The organism is Paenibacillus gansuensis (assembly GCF_042684925.1).
Taxonomy (GTDB): domain Bacteria; phylum Bacillota; class Bacilli; order Paenibacillales; family DY6; genus Paenibacillus_N; species Paenibacillus_N gansuensis.
Genome location: NZ_JBHUME010000002.1, coordinates 531,867 through 550,839, shown reverse-complemented (window position 1 = coordinate 550,839; position 18,973 = coordinate 531,867). Strand labels below are relative to the sequence as shown.

Annotated in this window: 16 protein-coding genes; 11 read left to right on the top strand and 5 right to left on the bottom strand. The window is 43.8% G+C overall.

Annotated features, from left to right (window positions below):
- The first annotated feature begins 145 nt into the window (after window positions 1–145).
- The 7 genes from ACFSUF_RS02595 (at window position 146) to ACFSUF_RS02565 (ending at window position 7,992) form a co-directional block, all read left to right on the top strand.
- Entirely contained in the window at window positions 146–1,150 is a 1,005-nt protein-coding gene (locus ACFSUF_RS02595; protein ID WP_377599804.1) for a LacI family DNA-binding transcriptional regulator, read from the top strand.
- A 28-nt stretch (window positions 1,151–1,178) separates the two neighbouring features.
- A complete protein-coding gene (locus ACFSUF_RS02590; protein ID WP_377599802.1) occupies window positions 1,179–2,144 on the top strand; it encodes an ABC transporter permease in 966 nt (321 codons plus the stop codon).
- 19 nt (window positions 2,145–2,163) lie between these two features.
- On the top strand, window positions 2,164–3,084 hold the full coding sequence (locus ACFSUF_RS02585) for a carbohydrate ABC transporter permease (RefSeq protein ID WP_377599800.1): 921 nt from the start codon (window positions 2,164–2,166) through the stop codon (window positions 3,082–3,084).
- A 115-nt stretch (window positions 3,085–3,199) separates the two neighbouring features.
- Window positions 3,200–4,852, top strand: a complete 1,653-nt coding sequence (locus ACFSUF_RS02580; RefSeq protein WP_377599798.1) for a DUF3502 domain-containing protein — start codon at window positions 3,200–3,202, stop codon at window positions 4,850–4,852.
- Window positions 4,853–4,963: 111 nt separating this feature from the next.
- Window positions 4,964–6,022, top strand: coding sequence for a zinc-dependent alcohol dehydrogenase (locus ACFSUF_RS02575; protein ID WP_377599796.1), 1,059 nt, complete (start codon window positions 4,964–4,966; stop codon window positions 6,020–6,022).
- 27 nt (window positions 6,023–6,049) lie between these two features.
- Window positions 6,050–6,823, top strand: a complete 774-nt coding sequence (locus ACFSUF_RS02570; RefSeq protein WP_377599794.1) for a hydroxypyruvate isomerase family protein — start codon at window positions 6,050–6,052, stop codon at window positions 6,821–6,823.
- Window positions 6,824–6,825: 2 nt separating this feature from the next.
- Window positions 6,826–7,992: a Gfo/Idh/MocA family protein gene (locus ACFSUF_RS02565; protein ID WP_377599792.1), complete on the top strand. Its 1,167-nt coding sequence runs from the start codon at window positions 6,826–6,828 to the stop codon at window positions 7,990–7,992.
- Window positions 7,993–8,437: 445 nt separating this feature from the next.
- On the opposite strand, the gene ACFSUF_RS02560 is transcribed toward ACFSUF_RS02565, so the two are convergent.
- Complete coding sequence (locus tag ACFSUF_RS02560; protein ID WP_377600224.1) at window positions 8,438–9,376, bottom strand: tyrosine-type recombinase/integrase; 939 nt, start codon at window positions 9,374–9,376, stop codon at window positions 8,438–8,440.
- The gene (locus ACFSUF_RS02555; RefSeq protein ID WP_377599790.1) at window positions 9,337–9,615 is read right to left on the bottom strand and encodes a hypothetical protein; all 279 of its coding nucleotides are present in this window, start codon (window positions 9,613–9,615) and stop codon (window positions 9,337–9,339) included. Before ACFSUF_RS02555 ends, ACFSUF_RS02560 begins: the two co-directional genes overlap by 40 nt.
- 315 nt (window positions 9,616–9,930) lie before the next feature.
- On the opposite strand from ACFSUF_RS02555, the gene ACFSUF_RS02550 reads away from it, so the two are divergent.
- Both ACFSUF_RS02550 and ACFSUF_RS02545 read left to right on the top strand, forming a co-directional pair.
- Window positions 9,931–13,023 (top strand): sacsin N-terminal ATP-binding-like domain-containing protein, encoded by a 3,093-nt coding sequence (locus ACFSUF_RS02550; RefSeq protein ID WP_377599788.1) that lies wholly within the window; start codon window positions 9,931–9,933, stop codon window positions 13,021–13,023.
- A complete protein-coding gene (locus ACFSUF_RS02545; RefSeq protein ID WP_377599786.1) occupies window positions 13,020–13,928 on the top strand; it encodes an RNA-binding domain-containing protein in 909 nt (302 codons plus the stop codon). Before ACFSUF_RS02550 ends, ACFSUF_RS02545 begins: the two co-directional genes overlap by 4 nt.
- A 366-nt stretch (window positions 13,929–14,294) precedes the next feature.
- Here ACFSUF_RS02545 and ACFSUF_RS02540 read toward each other — a convergent pair whose 3' ends face one another.
- The 3 genes from ACFSUF_RS02540 to ACFSUF_RS02530 form a co-directional block, all read right to left on the bottom strand.
- Window positions 14,295–15,221, bottom strand: coding sequence for a tyrosine-type recombinase/integrase (locus ACFSUF_RS02540; RefSeq protein ID WP_377599784.1), 927 nt, complete (start codon window positions 15,219–15,221; stop codon window positions 14,295–14,297).
- Window positions 15,218–16,339, bottom strand: a complete 1,122-nt coding sequence (locus tag ACFSUF_RS02535) for a tyrosine-type recombinase/integrase (RefSeq protein WP_377599782.1) — start codon at window positions 16,337–16,339, stop codon at window positions 15,218–15,220. The genes ACFSUF_RS02540 and ACFSUF_RS02535 overlap by 4 nt, the downstream gene beginning before the upstream one ends.
- A gap of 442 nt (window positions 16,340–16,781) precedes the next feature.
- Complete coding sequence (locus ACFSUF_RS02530; protein WP_377599780.1) at window positions 16,782–17,582, bottom strand: hypothetical protein; 801 nt, start codon at window positions 17,580–17,582, stop codon at window positions 16,782–16,784.
- 269 nt (window positions 17,583–17,851) lie between these two features.
- Between ACFSUF_RS02530 and ACFSUF_RS02525 the strand changes: the two genes are divergently transcribed.
- Both ACFSUF_RS02525 and ACFSUF_RS02520 read left to right on the top strand, forming a co-directional pair.
- A complete protein-coding gene (locus ACFSUF_RS02525; RefSeq protein ID WP_377599778.1) occupies window positions 17,852–18,184 on the top strand; it encodes a helix-turn-helix domain-containing protein in 333 nt (110 codons plus the stop codon).
- A gap of 375 nt (window positions 18,185–18,559) precedes the next feature.
- Complete coding sequence (locus ACFSUF_RS02520; RefSeq protein WP_377599777.1) at window positions 18,560–18,916, top strand: hypothetical protein; 357 nt, start codon at window positions 18,560–18,562, stop codon at window positions 18,914–18,916.
- The last annotated feature ends 57 nt before the right edge of the window (window positions 18,917–18,973 follow it).

The window sequence follows — 18,973 nt, the reverse complement described above, 5'->3', positions numbered from 1 at the left end:
AGCAATCGCAGTTGACATGTAATTTTACAAATGTAAGCGGTTTATTTTTTTAGAATATTGTTGGCATCGATGTCATAAGTAAAAGGTATCAGCCGGATTAGTGGTATCGATGCCACATTTTGAAAAGAGACAGGGGGAGAAGCATATGGTACTGGTCACAATTACTGAAATTGCAGAGAAAGCCGAAGTCTCCAGATCCACTGTCGTCCGCGTCATCAACAAGAAGGGGAAGGTGTCGGAAGATAAACGGGTTCGGGTAGAGCAGGCTTTAGACGAACTTGGTTATGTGCCGAACAAGATAGCCCAGGGTCTGAAAAATCAAAGCACCAAGATGATCGGGCATATTATGCCGAGTTCATATCCAAACCCTTTCTTCGCCCGGGTTTCCAACGCTATTGAGAAGAGCGCGCATGATCTCGGCTACAGCGTATTGACGATGATAACGGACAGGGACGTCGAAAGGGAGCAGAAAATGATCGAAGAACTGCTCGGCCGCATGGTAGACGGCATTATCTTTACTTCCGCGTTCTCCACCGAGCAGATTAAGAAAGTGGCTAAGCTGGAGAAGCCGATTATCATGCTGGAGCGGGCAGACGATATTACCGGCGTGGATACGATTCTATCGGATGAAACGGCAGGTTCCTATGCCGCCACGTCTTACATGATCGCCCGCGGCCATCGCAAAATCGCTTGTATCGCCCATGAACCTGTCTATTCCGTTGAAAAGGGGAGACTGAACGGATACTTGAAGGCGGTTCAGTCCTTTGGGCTCGACCCGGAGCAGTATCTCAAATATGTAAATTATTATTCGCCGGAACAAGGCTATGAAGCGGCACGTGAGCTGTTCGGCGGCAACCGTACGGATGCTACAGCGGTATTCGTAGGCAGCGATATTCTGGCAGTAGGCGTCATGCAGTATTTTTACGACGTCGGGATGAAAGTTCCTAAGGATATTTCCATCATTGGCTATGACGACACCTACTCGGGGATGCTTGCTCCAAAGCTGACTACTGTAGCCCTCCCGATTGAAGAAATCGGCCGAAAAGCGGTGGAATTATTGATTGAACGAACGGCTGCACCGGAATTGGAAGCACGGGAAGTAAAGCTTGTACCCTATTTGATCGAACGTCAATCCGTAGGATCCGTTTAGTAACGGCCCGCGAGATAGGAGGAGCCTTATGAACCACTCCGCTTTGCCCGTCCGGCGTCCGTCTGGTACACCGGGGGCGCGCAAGCGCTGGAAGTCGCTGTGGAACTCTCGGATTCTGCTGTTGATGTGCCTGCCGGCACTGGCTTTTTTCCTGGTTTTCGCTTATATTCCCATGCCGGGCGTGTACATTGCTTTCGTAAACTATATGTACAATAAAGGCATTTTCGGAAGCCCTTTTGTAGGTTTAGACAACTTTAAATTCCTCTTCATTTCCGGTGATTTATGGCGGTTGACGACGAACACGGTGTTGTATAACCTCGCTTTTATCCTTGTAGGAAATGTCGTGCAAATCGGGTTAGCTTTACTGTTCAATGAACTCCGGAGCCGCACGTTCCGCAACATTTCGCAGTCGCTTATGATTTTGCCTTATTTCATCTCTCCTGTCCTCATCGGGCTGTTCGCCTACAGTTTCCTCAGCTACGACTACGGCCTGCTTAACAAGCTTTTGTCGGCTGCCGGATATACCCCTCTTGAAGCTTACTCCACACCATGGATTTGGCCTTTCATTATCATATTCACATTTCTTTGGCAGGGTGCCGGTTACGGTACGATCATTTATTTCGCCTCCATTATGAGCGTGGAATCCGAAGTGCTTGAAGCTTCAAATATCGATGGAGCCAACGGTCTGCAGCGGATCCGGTATATTTTGCTCCCGCATCTAAAGCCTACGTTTATTATTCTGCTGCTGTTCTCCATGGGCGGGATCATGAAGGGAAACTTCGGCCTCTTCTATAACTTGGTGGGCGCCAGCAATACGATGCTCTATGAGAACACGGATATTATTGAAACGTTCGTATTCCGGGCGCTCATGCGCGAGAATAATTTCTCCTTAGCCAGTGCTGTGAGCCTTTATCAGTCAGTCGTAGGTTTCGCGCTTGTGCTGGCAGCCAACTGGGTTGTGAAAAAAATCGATAAAGACTACTCGTTGTTCTAAAAGAAGGAGAGGGTGCTTTATGGACGGCACAGCAACAGCAACAGCAACACCATCCATACGCCAAGACAGTTACACCATAGCCATCCGGACCGTCGGGTATGCGGTCATCAGCCTGTTCTCGATCCTCTGCGTACTGCCTTTTGTCATCATGATTTCCTCCTCGTTCACAGCAGAGTCCTGGATCGTGAAACATGGATTTTCTATCCTGCCCATGGAGTTCAGCTTGGCAACTTACCGGTTTCTATTGGCTTATCCTCGGACACTGATCGGGGCCTATGCGGTAACGATATTATTGACGGCATCGGGTACGGCGATCGGGCTGTTTCTAACGGCCATGACAGGATATGCTCTGCAGCGGCAAGACTTTCCTTACCGGAACACCATTTCCTTCCTGATCTACTTTACGACATTATTCTCCGGCGGACTCGTGCCGTTCTATCTGTTGATGACCAAGGGCCTGCACTTAAAGGACAGTTATTTGGCGGTGCTGCTGCCTTCGCTGTTATCGCCTTGGCTGATCATTTTAATGAAAAATTTCCTCAAAACCATTCCGCATTCCATTACGGAATCCGCGAAAATCGACGGTGCCGGCGATTTTACGATTTTCCTTAGACTGGTCCTTCCGCTTGCAAAGCCCGCTCTCGCCACGGTCGGCTTGTTTCTAGCCATCGGGTACTGGAATGAATGGTACAATTCCATGCTGTTTCTTTCTGCAAATGTTCCTTACCGTCCTCTGCAGCTATATTTGTACACCGTTATCAATACGGCATTTTACATTAATAATTCTTCGGCCGGGGCCAATGTCTCGATGGATGCCTATCCGACGGAAACCATGAAACTTGCCATTGCCGTCATGGCTACTATACCGTGCTTGTTTTTCTACCCTATGATTCAAAAGTATTTCGTAAACGGGCTGACTATCGGCGCCGTAAAAGGGTAACTCAGCTTTACCGTTCCGCCAGGTTGTTTCCGCGGTGCAAGGATCCTGCAGCGCGTTAACATACGAAAAAAAATGTAATCGCTTACTAATTTGAATGGGAAAAGGGGCATAACACATGTTGAACATGCGGAAAACCATGAGTATCGTGTTGGCATTGGTCCTGACGGTGTGTATGGCGGCTTGTTCAGGCGGTAATAACAGCGGCAAGAGCAGTGAAAACGGCAGCAGTGCATCAGGAACAGGCAATAATGCAGGTTCCGGTAACAAGAACAGTAACGCGGATACGCCGGCTTCTACCGGTAATGCGGCTGCAGACAGCGGAAGCGCCGATACATCCAAAGAAGTAGAGCTGTCTATTCTGGTTCCCGGCGATCCGCCGACGAACGGCACATTGGAGAAAGTAGAAGCGAAGTGGAATGATCTGTTCAAACAAATGATCAATGCGACCGTCAAGCTGAAGTGGGTAGGTTGGACCGACTGGCAAACAAAGTATGATCTGGCGATGGCGTCGGGCGAAGCTTATGATCTGATCGTCGTTGGAGATTGGCTGAATTTTTGGGCGAATTCCAAGAAAGGCGCTTATATGAATTTGGAAGACTTGCTGCCGAAAGCCGCTCCTGAGCTTTGGTCCGAATTCAAAGAGGATTGGCCGAGCGTGACGAATGATGGCCATATTACGATGATACCGGAGACGCATTATTCACAATGGACAGACCAAGGCATTTATTACCGGGGAGACTGGGCCAAGGAGTTCGGCATTACGGAACCGATCAAGGATTTCGATACCTTGGGCAAATACCTGCAAGGCATCAAGGACAAGAAGAAAGGCGTCATTCCCTATGATGTAACGGCCGGCACCAAATACGAACCATACTGGGGCTGGGTGCAATCTCATACTGACGCCTTACTGATGGAAATGGTGCCAACAGGCTTCCTCCACCTGTTCTGGGGTAAGTCCTATTACGAGAAATATACGGCATGGAGCCCTGTGTTTGACCAGACGTTTGTTGATGAAGCGGTCATGATGAAGGATTGGGCGGACAAAGGCTACTGGCGCAAAGACGCACTCAATTTCACAGGCGACACCCGTGCCGAACTGCAAGAAGGCAAAACGGGTACGGATGCACATCATTCCCAAACGTTCCGGGGCCTGCGGGCGACGATGGATCAGAAACAGCCTGGCTCGGAACTTCAAATGTTTGCCTATGCGGACACCCGGGGGAATCTGATGACCGACTCGCCGGTGCACGGCGGCTTTGCAGTCGGGGCGAACAGCAAAAATCCGGAGCGGGCACTGATGGCGTTGGAGCTGATCCATAACGATCCGGATATTTATCGGCTGTTCCAATATGGAATCGAAGGCGAGCAGTACGTCGTGAAGGATGGACTGCGTGCTCAGCCGGACGGTTATGATCCTGCCAAGAGCGACTTTTTCTCCAACATGTGGGGTGCCCGCAATGACAAAAACGAGATTCCGAGCAAAAACGAGTATGCCGGCATCTATGACATGTTCAAAGAGAAAGCGGCCAAAGCCAAGCGTTATCCCTATGCTTCGTTTGTGTTTGACAAAACGCCGGTGCAGGCGGAGCTTTCCGCATTATCCAACGTCACAAGTACGATGGGGCCTGCCATCATCTGGGGCAAAGCCGGCGATCCGGTAAAAGCGGTGGAGAATTTCCGCAAAAAGCTGAAAGCGGCGGGATATGATAAGGTGCTTGCCGAGCTGCAGAAACAGCTTGATGCCTATAAAGCAAAAGTAGAGGGCTGATCACATTACAGCGGCACGGCGGCTGGCGGACCGGGTGCCGCTCTTCTTAAGAAGATAGGACTCCCTAGGGGCTTATCCATATACAATACCGTTCAGATGGAGGATGGAGAAATGAAAATCATGGTTTACGACGGGCCCAGGCAGCTTCGGGTGGAAGAGGCGGCCTCCCAGCCTTTACAGAGTGATCAAATTCGGGTGAAGACGATGTTTTCCGGCATCAGTCACGGAACGGAAATGAATGTATACCGGGGAGTGGCGCCGTTCTTCCGGAGAAAGAGCGATCCCGCCGTCCGCCTGTTCGTAGATGCGGAGCAGTCTGAAACCTGGCAGTATCCGATCCGCAGCAGCGATCCCGGCGTCTGGTACATGGGATATGCCAACGTGGGCAGGGTCATAGAGGCAGGCAGCGATGTGAAAGATTTTGAAGTCGGGGATATCGTTTACACGGATGCGCCGCATCAATCGGAATATGTGAAACGCGCCGATGGAGGCATCGTAAAGCTTCCGCCTGGCGTGAAACCGGAGCATGGGATCATGCTGACGAATTTGATGACTACGTACAACGGTATTTTGGATACGAAGATCAAACTGGGCGACACTGTCGTTATTTCCGGGTTAGGGCTCATTGGGCAGCTTCTGCTGCAAATGGTAAAACTGTCCGGCGCTTTTAAGGTCATTGGCATCGATACCGTCGAAAAACGGTTGAATACAGCGCTGGAAAATGGGGCAGATCTTGTGTTTAACCCTATGCAATGCGGCGATGTGGCAATGGCCATCCGGAAGGAAACGGGCAACAAGGGAGCGGATGCCGTCATCGAAGCGACAGGCAATCACCGCGCCTTGCATGAGGCGATCCGCATTGCCGCTCCCGATACCGTAATTACCGCGATGGGATGGTATCAGGGGCCTGCGGCCGACCTGGATTTCTCGGAGGAGTTCCATCACAACCGTGTCACGATACGTTCCTCGCAAACCGGCGATATCAACCCGGATATCCGGCATATGTGGAATCATGACCGCAAGCGGCAAGCTTGTATCGACCTGCTTAGCAAGCTGCAGCTGGATAACCTGATTACACACCGGATTGCTTATGATCAAGTAGCGGACGCTTACGCCATGGTAGACAACAAGCATCCCGATCTGATCCAGTCGCTGCTTGTATATGAATAAGCCCATTAGGAGACGGGAGATGTGAATATGAAATTTTCAGTGTGCATCGATGCGGTCTACTCCGGCGCGGACTTGGAGGAGAGTCTGGCTTCTATACAAAAGCTGGGCTTCCGCACGTTTGAGTTCTGGACCTGGTGGGATAAAGATATCGACCGCTTAAATGAAGCAAGGAAAAGACTTGGGCTAAATATCAGCTGTTTCTGTACCAAATTTATCAGTCTGGTGGACGAATCGCAAAGAGCGGCTTATCTGGAAGGGCTGTCCGAGTCGATCGAAACGGCAAAGAAGCTTGGGTGTACAAAGCTGATCACACAGGTCGGCAACGAGCTGGAAGGCGTGGCCCGAGAGGTTCAGCGGCAAGCCTTGACCGAGGGTTTGAAAGCAGGTGTCCCTATGCTGGAAGAGGCGGGGATTACCCTGTTGGTCGAACCGTTAAACCTGAAAGTGGATCATGCAGGATATTTTCTGTCGCGATCGGACGAAGCATTTGAGATCATCCGAGAGGTCAACAGTTCGAATGTGAAGCTGTTGTTCGATATTTATCATCAGCAGATTACGGAGGGGGATCTGATTCGCAGTATCCAGGCAAATGTGGAGGTAATCGGACATTTTCATGCGGCCGGGCATCCAGGGAGACATGAGCTTCACACAGGTGAGATTCACTACTCAGCAGTGTTTGAGGCAATTAGGGCAACCAGGTACGATGGGGATGTCGGGCTGGAATATTTTCCGACAGAAGAACCGGAAAAAGGGCTGGCCCGACTGACTGAATCCGCCTATTCCGCTGTCAGCGAGGGTTGAGTATGGGACCACGTTCGATCGGGATCGGCATGATCGGCTACCAGTTCATGGGCAAGGCGCACAGCCATGCTTACCGGGACTTGCCGTTCTATTTCGGACAGGATCCCTATCCGGCGATGAAGGCCATTGCCGGGAGGGATGGCCGAAGGGTGGCTGAAGCAGCACAGCGCATGGGCTGGGACAGTTATGAGACCGATTGGCGCGTGCTGCTGGAAAGGGCGGATATCGATGTGATCGATATATGCACTCCTAATGCCAGCCATGCGGAAATCGCAATCGCTGCGGCGGAAGCAGGCAAGCATATCCTATGCGAGAAGCCTCTTGCGCTCAATGCAAGTGAAGCGTGGACGGTGCTGGAGGCGGTCCGGAAAGCAGGCGTTATCCATATGATCTGCCATAATTACAGGTTCGCCCCGGCAGTCCTGCTGGCGAAGAAGCTGATTACGGAAGGAAAGCTCGGGCGGATTTATCATTTGCGGGCGACATATCTGCAGGATTGGCTGGCCGATCCCTTTGCGCCTTATTCATGGCGCATGAGCAAAGCCGTTTCAGGGTCCGGGGCCCATGGGGACCTGGCCTCTCACAGCGTTGATCTGGCCCGTTTCCTGCTCGGAGAGATTCGCGCGGTTTCCGGCCTGCTCCCTAGGTTCGTTTCAGAACGGCCTGACCCGGACGGGAATCCCGTGCAAGTCGACGTAGACGATGCTTCGATCTTCATGGCCGAGTTCGCCTGCGGCGCTGCAGGCACTTTCGAGGCGACCCGGTATGCCGGAGGCAACCGCAACGGCAACCGGTTTGAAATTAACGGAGAGCGGGGATCTCTGCGTTGGGACATGGAGAAGATGAATCAACTGGAGGTTTACTTTGCGGACGATCCCGCTGAGGTGCAAGGCTTCCGGTCCGTGAGTTGTACGGAAAACTGCCACCCTTACGGGGGAACTTACTGGCCGGCAGGCCACATTATCGGATATGAGCATACGTTCATCCACGTGATGCACGAATTAGTCCAGGGGATTGAACGGAGGGTCAACCCGGAACCGAATTTCGGGGATGGGCTGCGCAACCAGCTGGTGTTGGATGCGGTCGAGGAATCCTCTACTACGCGCCAGTGGGTGGACGTACAGGATGTTGAAGGGATGATACTAAGCGGATCGAGTGAAGATAAATGAAACGGATAAGATGGAAAAGGCAGCCCGGAGCAATCCGGGCTGCCTTCTTTGTGCGGGGTTTAATAGTTGGCCACTAGCGTGACAACGGAGCGGGCGGGAAAGGTAAATGCATGATGCAGGATGGGGAAGTTGGAGAGACGGGAGGTTCGGCGGTGGGGATGAGGGGATTGGCTTATTTTGGGCGAAGTAATGTTTTTTGAGGGTTCATAGATATGTATTAATATTAAGAAGACATGTTCTCGCATACGGTGCATGTGGAATCGGTGGCATTCCTGGTGAGGGATTAAACAGAGACTGAGACCCCTTGTCCTGATTGGTTTTTTCGATATGATACAGCATATTAATAGTTGTGATACAGCGGCCGAAAAATGGCATTGATGTAAAAGTGATGTAAAAGTCGAGCCGAAAAGAACTGAGAGACGCTCGGGAATTTCCCGAGCGTCTCTTATTGTCCTTGAGCTTTGTTGATGTTAAAGAGTGATTCGAACTTATCGGCAGCCGCTTGGTCAGCCGTACGGAGAGCATGACCATAGATGTTCATGGTTGTCGTTATGCTTCCATGCCCGAGTCGTTCTGAAATGATTTTGGCATGAACGCCCCGGTTGATCAGAATCGTGGCTGAAGTATGCCGGAGATCATGAAAACGAATATATCGTAGTTTGTTTTTCAAGATGAAATTTCGGAACCATTGGTATGGGGCCTCGTGATGGAAAGGTTGTCCGTCGGGGTGGGAGAACAGGAATAACCATAATCCTCCTCGCCAAGCGTTCCTTATGTCATGCCGCTCCTGAGTCCTATAGGTATGATATTCCCTTAACTCTTCAAGTACCGAGGAGGGAAGGGCTACTTTCCGAACGGATTTTTTAGTTTTTGGCTGCTTTACGATAACTTCTCCTTTTAAGGCATGAACCATTGTTTGCCTGACTTCAATAACGCCAGTGCTCAAATCAACGTGTTTCCACTCGAGCCCAAGAATTTCGCTACGACGTAGACCTGTTGTAAGGGCCAAAGTTATTAATATTCTCCAGTGGAAAGGCTCTCTTTGTAGAGCTTTAAGCATTTGGTTCACTTCAACTTCATCATACGGGATGATTTCTTTTGATGTAACCTTAGGCTTCTTAACATCACTCACAGGGTTCCGATTGATTATTCTCCATTCCACAGCACGTTTAAATATATTTTTTAAGATGCGGTGGTCGATTTCAATCGTACCAGAAGAAAGCCCACCGCTCTTTTTATCACCCCGACTGTTTTCCTTTTCCAACTTGTCAAGAAAATCGACTATGTGAAGAGGTTTGATTTCCTTAATTGACATGTGTTGAAAAGCAGGAAGAATTCGATTTTTCAAATTGGATCTATATGTGTATAACGTCTTGAATGCCAGGTGTTTAACGGCATATTTCGAATGCCACTCCTCGACAAAGCACCGAATGTCATTTTTTCTGGAGCGATATATTTTCCAGCCTCAACTTCCAGCCGGAATTTTGCATATTCGCTTTCTGCTTCCCGTTTTGTTCGACAATGAATGGTTCTTGTGAAGCGAATGTATTTGCCTTTTGCGTCTTTGCCCGCGTTGACCGTCAAGAACCATGAATTATCACCACGCTTTTGGATATTAGCCAATAGTATCAACTCCGATGATCTTGATGTAACTATTATTTCCAATAATCAGGAAACCAGACAAGACCCTTACAGTCTAGGCTTCTAATTAGTTAAATCTGAGAAAATACTATTCGACCTGAAGCATTAAGAAATATTATAAATAAACTTAATCCCAGCTCGACTTATTTCCATTTAAAAACAGGGGATTTGTAAACAAACGTCGAAAAAAATCAAATACTGCAGAAAAAGAAAGAAATGAATGATCGATGTAGAAGGAGTACATATACTTACAAGTTGAAAATAGAAAGAGTAGGTTTTATTTAAGGAGGGATAAAGATGGAGTTTTCACAAAAGATACAAAGTCTGCGTAATAAAGCGCAAGAAACGCAAGCTGCAAATAAAATTATTGATATGTTGACTCAGTTAAAATTGAAGAATGATGATACAACTTCTTATAGATGGATTTGGGAGCTTATTCAAAATGCAAAAGATGTTGTTAACTCTAGCGGTATGGTTGACATTATTATCAACTTTGAGGAAAGTAAAAGAACTGTTGAATTTAAGCATAACGGTAAACTATTCTCAACTGAAAATATAGTTTTTCTTATAGAACAAGTATCCACAAAAGATCGAACAATAACTGATGTAATAACCAAGAGGACTACTGGTAAATTTGGAACAGGGTTCTTAACTACACATTTACTTTCAGAAAAAGTGAAAGTATCTGGATATTTGCAGGACGTTGGCGAACCTCCGTGTTCTTTTAGTGTTATTTTAGATCGATCCGGTAAGGATAAACTGTCAATAATAAATGCGATACAAGAGAGTTGCTCTCAGTTAGATAAAAACACTTCTATGATTAATGATACAGCAATAAACGATAAGGATTTCAACACTTGTTTTAGTTATGCATTGGATGAATCGGGGGTAATAATTGCAAAGAAAGGTCTGAAAAATCTACTTATTTCTGCACCTTTCGTTTTTGCCTTTGTTCCTGAGATAAACTCTATAACTGTCACAATCGGTCAATACATCCGTACAATTAGTCGTGGAGAAACAAATATTAGTAATCTTGAAAATGCTTTTGAAATCGAAGTTATTGTTGAAACAAATAATAACGGGAAGCATTTCCGTAAAAATAAACATATCTGTGTTGTGGGTACTAAAGATTCATCACTTGCAGTTGAAATACTAAAGGAAAACTACAATATTGTTAAGTACGACAATGAATTACCCCGGATTTTTTGTGACTTTCCTCTCTTAGGAACAAATGATTTTTCATTCCCAGTAGTAGTTAACAGTCCACTGTTTAATCCAACCGAACCGCGAAATGGAATCCATTTAACGGATAAAGATCACGAACAAGTATCAGAAAACAAGCAATACTTAATAGAAGCTTGCCAACTTTACATCAAAATGCTGGACTTTTTCGCAGAAAAAAGTTATGAGGGGATTTATAACATTGTTAAAATCTCTGATCAACCTGAAAAGGAATGGATATCCAAAGAATGGTATGAGCAAGAAGTAATTAACCCACTTAAATCTCACATAAAAGCAATCCCACTCATTTATACACATAGTGCTGAGAAAAAGCCTCTAATTGATGAATGGGACTATACCTGTGTATTTATTCCCAAAGATCTAGACGATACACTTAGGGGAAAAGTATGGTCACTGTCAAGCAAAATCATTCCTAATATGATTACAAAGCGCGAAGAACTAGAGCATTGGTACAATTCTCTATGGGATGAGTGTCGTAACTATAGCTTATTAGATTTAATAAAAAGAGTAGAAGACTTCGAAGATATTGATGCATTATCAAAAAATGTTACTGATGATGTAACTGAATGGCTAAATGAATTAATAGAATTATTTTATACGAAAGAAGAAACTTTCATCAACAGTCTTGGCAGAAATCCATGTATATTGCCAAATCAACACGGTAAATTATGTACAATAGATTCAATTTTTCTTGATTGCGGTGTTGATGAAACCTATAAAAATATAGCTACTACTGTAGATTTTGACTTCAAAAGTAAGTTATTAGAAAGGAAAATTAAACATGAATTTCTGCTAAACTTAAAAAAGTACACGTTAGAAGATGTTCTTTCAGAGATGGAAAGGAAATTGCAGAGACCACATCCAAGAGAACAGGAGTTTTATAAGTATATTATTTGCTTACAAGCTGAACATAACCAAGAACAAGATGACTTTATAAGTCTTGTTAAGAATCTTTATTTCGATGATTCGTGGGAAAAAAGTAGAGTTACAAGGCATTCAAACGTGCTCCTTAAAGCAGCATTGAAATTCTGGAGAGAAAAAATAACCAAGGACATAAGCACATGTGAATGCATCGACGAATTCACTTCTAAATTTAGTTTTGCTAACAAAAACGAAGCAATTATTTGGCTGTCAAGTTTTGTGCATATCCTAGTGAAATATGAGCAGGCCTATTTATTAGATCGCTTCAATATATTGCCTAATCAGTATGGTGTGTTTAAAAAAAGTGCAGAACTATCGCTCGATTCTGGTGAAATTGAGGAAATCCTCAAAGACGCAAGCAAGTATACCGGATATGACGTGCGTGAAACATTGTTATTAAAAGACATTTGTTTCAAATTGCCTGAAAATAGAACAATTTACCTGGAGAGCATTTCTGAGAAGATCACAAAATATGTGAAGGAGAATAAAAACAGCTTAGGCCAATATAATACTGATGAAAAAGAAGTCTATAATAAAACCTACCTTTGGCTTAGAGAAAACTCTGATAATGAAACGGTTCTTAAGTGCTTTAAAGATTTATTAACCAATTTGCATTGGTTTTATAATGACAATGATATTGCTGAGAATATGTCTAAAGTTGAAGAGTACAATGATGTGTTAAAGAAATATGGTGTTTCAGGAGTGCAAGAACTAGAAAAGATATTGTCACGCACCGATATCGAAAGTGGCTCAAGTAAAACGGTGGAATTATCAAAAGAACTTCTTGCACAATGGGGCATTTCAAATGAAGAAGATTTAAAACGTGCTCTAGCTAATAATATACTTAACGCAGAATTCCTTCATGATTCTAAAGTTAGCATAGAGATGTTTAGCTATGTACAAGAGATTCTTGAGCGATCCAAGAAAAAAATCATCGATTTTTTAAGTGAGCAATCGGATTATGATGTTTCAAATATAGTAGAGATAAGCAATAATATATTTGTAATTAAAAAACACAATACTGAAATTTATTTGATTACTCGCCCATCAGATTATGGTCAAATAATCTTATATTATGATTCTGAATTAGATGTTCTTGATTACGAAAAAGATTGTGAATTGTGGGTTGAGGACGGGAAAAGTGATCCACAAAAAATAACATTTGGGAAAATACTAAAATTAACTGGCGTTAACAAAATTCCATTAAGGAGCATAAGAGAGAAGTGATCGACATTGATGAAGTGCTAGAATTACTGCGATCCCCAGAATCAAAAAATCTTATATGTAGGAACTTAGAGTTTAGGCCACAAAGTTTGGCTATGTTTATCGCTGCTCTGTCAAATATGCCAGACGAGTACGGTTACATTGTTATTGGGGCAATCAAAGATACAGATAAGTATTCTATAAATGGAGTAAGTGCTGGATTTAAAATAGATGAACCTGTTAAACGGGCACTAAGTTTATTATCTGAGCAACCTATAATAGATTATGGTCGGATTACTATTAATGGTAAAAACATCTTTGCAATCAAAGTGAAAAAAAATACAAGCGATATTTACTTCAAATCTACGCAGAAAGTAGAATCAAAGCCCGATTTATTTATTCGTGATCTTTACTTGGCTTGCATCAAGCTCCAAGCACGAAAACTTTATGTGAATGCCACAGAAGATGAGCGTAATGACTATATTGCTGATTTACTAGAAACAAACGGATACCGTTTAAAAGATCAAACTCGCCGTGGAAGTTCTGCCGCAGGAAAGTCATCTGGTGAAGTTGATATATATATCGAAAAAGACAGTATGCCGTTCACCATAATTGAAGCTCTTAATTTAGATAGTTTGAACACAAATTATCTTAATGCACATCTTGATAAAATATATTCTTATGATACAGCAGGGAATTTGTTCAATGTATGCCTTTCATACGTCAAAGTTAAAGATTTTGGTTCTTTTTGGGATAAGTATTGCACTCATGTTAAAAACCATGCTTACCCAGTAATGCTTATTTCTTCAGATACGAATGCTGATAAGGAATATTCATATTCTGATATAAGATTTATGACAACAACCCATAATCGTTCAGGAAAAACTACATGGCTCTATCATATATGTGTAAGAATACAAGAAACGTAAGCAGATGTTGCTGATTTACTCGTGCGACTTGAGGCAGGCGTTGGCCGGGTTATGGGTCGTACGCTAGCGGCTGGCAAGATGAACTAAAAACCCCGTACACGTTCAGGCGGACAGATTTCAGTGGATCAAAAGGCAAAGGCCGTTCACTACTTTGCGTCGAGCTTCGCATGCTTAGACCGACGAAAGTCCGTTTGTTTATTGTAGGCTTCAGGTTTGCATGCAGAGACGATCGAGGTGCTGCATATGTTGAGTACGACCGGTCTACATGGCAGTGGCGGATGAGTTTGATCCTTATAAAGATTAATGAAGGTATTAAAATAGGGTTCTGTCTACTAGTAGATGTACTAATTCAATATGGGGAATTCTTCATGTATCCTCGAGGATTTTGGTTAAGTCGGCTAAGGGTGGAACATAGCGTAAGGTTGTGCCTAAATTTTTATGACGCAGCTGATTCTGAATCTCAACTATGTCCATACCGCCAGTTTGCATCAAATATGCAGCAGTCCGTCTTAGGTCATGCGGTCGAATGTGCCTAGTTATCCCTGCATCGTGGGATAACTCAGATAGAATCCGTTTAACTTTGCCAACAGTCATGATTTTTCCTTGCTGATGAAATAGATATTCATCACCTTGGTTTGCGTATTTGAGATATTCCGTATGTTGTACATATCGTTCAAGTTCTGAAGTGAGGTCCTCAGGGATAGCGACCGGCCGATGATCGGTTTTGGCTGCTTCAAAGACGTGTACGGTTCTTGTCTCTAAGTTCAGCCGCTTACGACGTAAAAATCGGACCTCAGAAATACGAAGCCCCGTGATTAGCATAAACCAAATAAATAGAAATTCCTGCCGATAAAAGGGGCTTCTAAACAAGGCAGCTCGAAGAAGGGCACAGCACCCTTCTTTGGATAATGCGGTATTTTGAATCGGACTCTCGAATTTTGGCCGAGGATACCCGATCATCGGGTTATGTTCGATCAGATCCATATCATGAAGTAACTCAAAAAAACGTCTTAATGCGGTTATGGTTTCTGCGATCAATCGATCGGTCACCTGTTCATTGTGCTTTAACCCCATAACAAAACGATCAATGACTTGTCTCTGAATAGGGAGATACCTACCTGGGTAGTCACGGCTCGCATGAAATTGATCAAAATTGATTTCCCCTTCGAAGCCTTCTCTTTGCAGGAAGGCTTCGAAACGTTTTAGAGCAATGATGTGATTATCTTTTGTGCTGTCACTTCGTCTAAAATTAGTATTCCAGAACTGAAAATAATGGGAACGAAGCAATGTCATGCTAACACCTCCCTGTATGCAAAGAGATCGCTGGCTTTTAGCTGCGCTAAAGGATGCTTGTCAATAGCCGCAACGAGCATGCTGTCAAACAATCTCAAATAAACTTCGGTTGAACTGAGCCATTTATGTCGCATCAAATCTTTGATGGTATAGATGTCAACGCCGGATTCCAGTAAGTATAGAGCAAAAGAATGCCGTAGGGAGTGTACGGACAGTTGGTACGGTTTTTTATCGGATGACGGAATCGACTTCGCTTCATCAATCAACATGGCCAACATTTTTTGAACCGTGCTTTCATGCAAGGGGGAAGTACCTTTGTCATTGGAAAAAATATATCGCTCATGGTAATCCGGAGCGTTCTGAACACCTTGATAGCGAAAATTAATGTACGCGAGAAGGATTTCAAGGGCAGATTTAGTTATTTTGCTCGGTTGTTTATAGCCCTTTTTCCCCTTTCCGCGTACTTGTATTTCTTGGCGGGATGGCGTAACATCCCCGACCTGCAAATGTAACAATTCGCTTAAGCGGATACCAGAACCAAGAAAAGTCCATAGGATGGTGAAATTACGATGAGACTCACGGCCGAGACGAACAAGACAAAAGAGTTCATCGAGCTGTTCTTTAGTGAAAGCACGTGGTTCGCGATTTCGATCCATTTCGATGGAAAGGATCCTTTTTATTTTGCCGATATCGCTATTAAAAAAATGGACGTAGGATTCGCCAAGAAAGCTTCTTAAAAAAGCCGCCTTTTTGCTACGTGTATTGAGTTTTTGGACGCTCGATAAATATTCAGCTAAGAAGACAGCTGAAGTAACTTCTTTGAGGAGTGCATAGCTCCCTTTTTGGCCTCGGCAATGGCGGACAAATAGATTCATCTCATATCGGTAAGCTTGCTGTGAAGAGGTTGCTAGGCTTTGAAAGGTATCACTCTCGAAATAATGGAGAGTGGCATCGTCTAGCAAAACTTCATTGTATCGTTTGTTTGTCTCGATGTGAGTTGATGGTATAAGTCGTCGTACCATTTGCATAAACGAATCGGGCCCATATTGATCCGCCAATTGGAGAAGCGTTTCTTCAAGTGCTATTTCTTTGGTTACAGCGTCGTCGTATAATGGCATGTGTTATCACCTCACTTGAAATTTAGTAAATTGATTTGATTAACTAAGTGCTTGTCCTGGTTTGCCAGATGTAAATACAAACCAACGGTATTTAGCATTTTGACACGGGATACTTCTTTTATAGCTTGTGGTGGACACTCTTTGTATGCAAGTCGTGTTATAAAGATATGGCGGAACAAATGAACGCCGCCCGGAAATGGCCACGCTGCAATTAAGGCATAGAGTTTAAAATACTCATACAATTCACGCTTAATGGTGGATGGTGCTCCTCCCATGACATATTTCTGGGTATTGTGATTGCGATGAGCTAGTTTTCTTCAAAAAAATTGAACTTACACGGAACCTGCTGATGTTGATTTCAAAGCTCCTAACCAAGTTGATGATGTGTAGTTATACACTCATCAAAGTGAGTAAGCAAGCCTTAATGGAGGGGAGTGCGCTATCAGTTAAGGGGTAAAACGAAGGTGCGGTCACGAGCCTCGATGACTTTTAACAATTCTGCAAATGCTGTCTGTTTATTAGGTTTTGGTCCCAAGATCCAAAATGACCGTTTATGAGGCCGAAGAGGTGTATAGGTCGTCACAAGGTGCGTGGCAAACGGAAACATCTTCTGGATGATGCTTCTTTTTTGAGGATAAAGTGCAGGCTCATGATTTAAATGGAACTCAAAATACTCCATCTCTGAGTAACTGCTTACCCATCTTGCAGTGATCGGGCTAATCTCCCCTTCAAAGAGCGGGAGAGGATCACTGATCCAATATCCTCGGATGCTCCGAATCTGACCTCGTTCAGCATTAAGTTCGTCGATTCTTTTTTCAACGGATACCCCGTTAAACCAATATTCTGTTGGAGAAGTGAAAGATTTTTCCTCAGGTTTTTGCTCCACAAGAGTTTGCCAGGGAACGTTGCACATAACTGCATAAGTATGGATAAGACTCAGGGGTGGCTGCTGACTCGTGTTTAACAGATTGTGAACGGTTCCTGCTGCAAACCCCGTCCCTTCCCTAATCATATGTTGGCTTAGACCGAAACAATTAGCAAAAAGTTGCCTTCGAAAGAAGACATCTGGATACAGGAGCAATTGTTCCCAAAGTGATTGATAGATCTGTACACGAAAAAGTAATCGATAGTTTGCATTAAGTATATAGGTACGGCAATCCATTTTTCGTATGCTATCTGTCGTATGCAATAATTCTTTTGCTTTAAGTATTGGCTGATCCCAATATTCTTCTTTTATATTCATTTGCATTCACCACTTCTATCATAACCGTGGTATGTGCTAAATTCCGGGTTACTCACATAAGTGAGTAATTGACTTAATAACCGAGAGTGGGAAATTAATGAATGTAAGGTGCTCATTCGCAAAGTCAAAAATTATCACGCTTCTCCATATATGTGTAATTTGCAATGTAGATAAAGAATAGTTGGAAATTAACTTTCAATTAGAGTTTCCTTGTAGTGTGTAATTCGCCTCCTTCAAATTAAGATTGAATAATATCGAGGGTGATCGTTATGAGAGAATATGACTTGTTACGAATTCAATTACTAAAAACATTAGTACAAATGGAAGAACAGCTGCTAATTAGTATCGAGAAAGAAAAGATTCAATCTGACACTATTGCGGAAAGCAGAGACGAAAATTCAACCTTTCAACAAGATAATCATCAAATGAAAGTTGTATTTTCTGTAACGGAGTTGTCTGAGTATCTTGGCGTCTCAACGGACTGTATTTATGCAATGGTGCGAGAAAATCAAATTCCCTTTGTAAGAATACGAAGAAGAATCCTATTCTACAGAGATTCAATCAATTCATGGATTAACACTACCTCCCGTATCCTTGAATAATGTTCCAACTTGATTTTAAGTCGTCAGCAAAAATAAAAACCACAAATAACTCCATCCAAAATGGATGGAATTGTTTGTGGTGGTTGATTAGCTTTAACAGTACAATAAGATTAACATTTGAAACAAGAAGTAAATAATTCCTGTTTATATTTGTTGAAATATAATTAGCGTGGACCATATATTTACGCTGGGTGATGGCATAAAGGTTTCTTTTCTAAGGTCTGGGGAATGACTATCTTCAATTTTGGCAGATAACACTTATTGGAGCCATAAGGTATGTTTGGCACTGATGAGGGTAATGATATTATTTCTAAAATTGAACAAGCAAAGGGATCCGTTGATCGGATCGGTTCTTAAAATGAGGAGCGAATATAAGTGATCCAAAGTGAACCTCAACGTTCAATGAGTGAAATATATATGAAAGCGGTTATTCAGCAGTTGCAACAAAATAAAGGTCTGGATGAGTCGCAGGCCACACAGCTTTTTGAAAAATACTATCGTCCTGTTTACAAGCATTGGGGAATGGAACCCAATGCTGAAGAGTTCGCCAAAAAGATTCAGAAAATCGATGAACTTGCATGTCGGCTAGGTATGGGAGTAAAAAACATAAAGACCTTTGACTCAAAAGCGAGCCCTATAGACAAGGAGAAATTGATAAGGCTAATCATGGAGTTACCAGAAGGAAAGGTGCTACAGGTTTATGAATATGTCAAGAAAATCAACACATTCTAGAATCATTGAATTCCCTGGTAATTAGGATGCTTTTCTGGTGCTTTTCCTAAGTTCCCT

Excerpts from the sequence above, each read along its gene's own strand:
- ACFSUF_RS02595 (WP_377599804.1), top strand. The coding sequence starts at position 146 with ATGGTACTGGTCACAATTACTGAAATTGCAGAGAAAGCCGAAGTCTCC.
- ACFSUF_RS02590 (WP_377599802.1), top strand. The coding sequence starts at position 1,179 with ATGAACCACTCCGCTTTGCCCGTCCGGCGTCCGTCTGGTACACCGGGG.
- ACFSUF_RS02585 (WP_377599800.1), top strand. The coding sequence starts at position 2,164 with ATGGACGGCACAGCAACAGCAACAGCAACACCATCCATACGCCAAGAC.
- ACFSUF_RS02580 (WP_377599798.1), top strand. The coding sequence starts at position 3,200 with ATGTTGAACATGCGGAAAACCATGAGTATCGTGTTGGCATTGGTCCTG.
- ACFSUF_RS02575 (WP_377599796.1), top strand. The coding sequence starts at position 4,964 with ATGAAAATCATGGTTTACGACGGGCCCAGGCAGCTTCGGGTGGAAGAG.
- ACFSUF_RS02570 (WP_377599794.1), top strand. The coding sequence starts at position 6,050 with ATGAAATTTTCAGTGTGCATCGATGCGGTCTACTCCGGCGCGGACTTG.
- ACFSUF_RS02565 (WP_377599792.1), top strand. The coding sequence starts at position 6,826 with ATGGGACCACGTTCGATCGGGATCGGCATGATCGGCTACCAGTTCATG.
- ACFSUF_RS02550 (WP_377599788.1), top strand. The coding sequence starts at position 9,931 with ATGGAGTTTTCACAAAAGATACAAAGTCTGCGTAATAAAGCGCAAGAA.
- ACFSUF_RS02540 (WP_377599784.1), bottom strand. The coding sequence starts at position 15,221 with ATGACATTGCTTCGTTCCCATTATTTTCAGTTCTGGAATACTAATTTT.
- ACFSUF_RS02535 (WP_377599782.1), bottom strand. The coding sequence starts at position 16,339 with ATGCCATTATACGACGACGCTGTAACCAAAGAAATAGCACTTGAAGAA.
- ACFSUF_RS02530 (WP_377599780.1), bottom strand. The coding sequence starts at position 17,582 with ATGAATATAAAAGAAGAATATTGGGATCAGCCAATACTTAAAGCAAAA.
- ACFSUF_RS02525 (WP_377599778.1), top strand. The coding sequence starts at position 17,852 with ATGAGAGAATATGACTTGTTACGAATTCAATTACTAAAAACATTAGTA.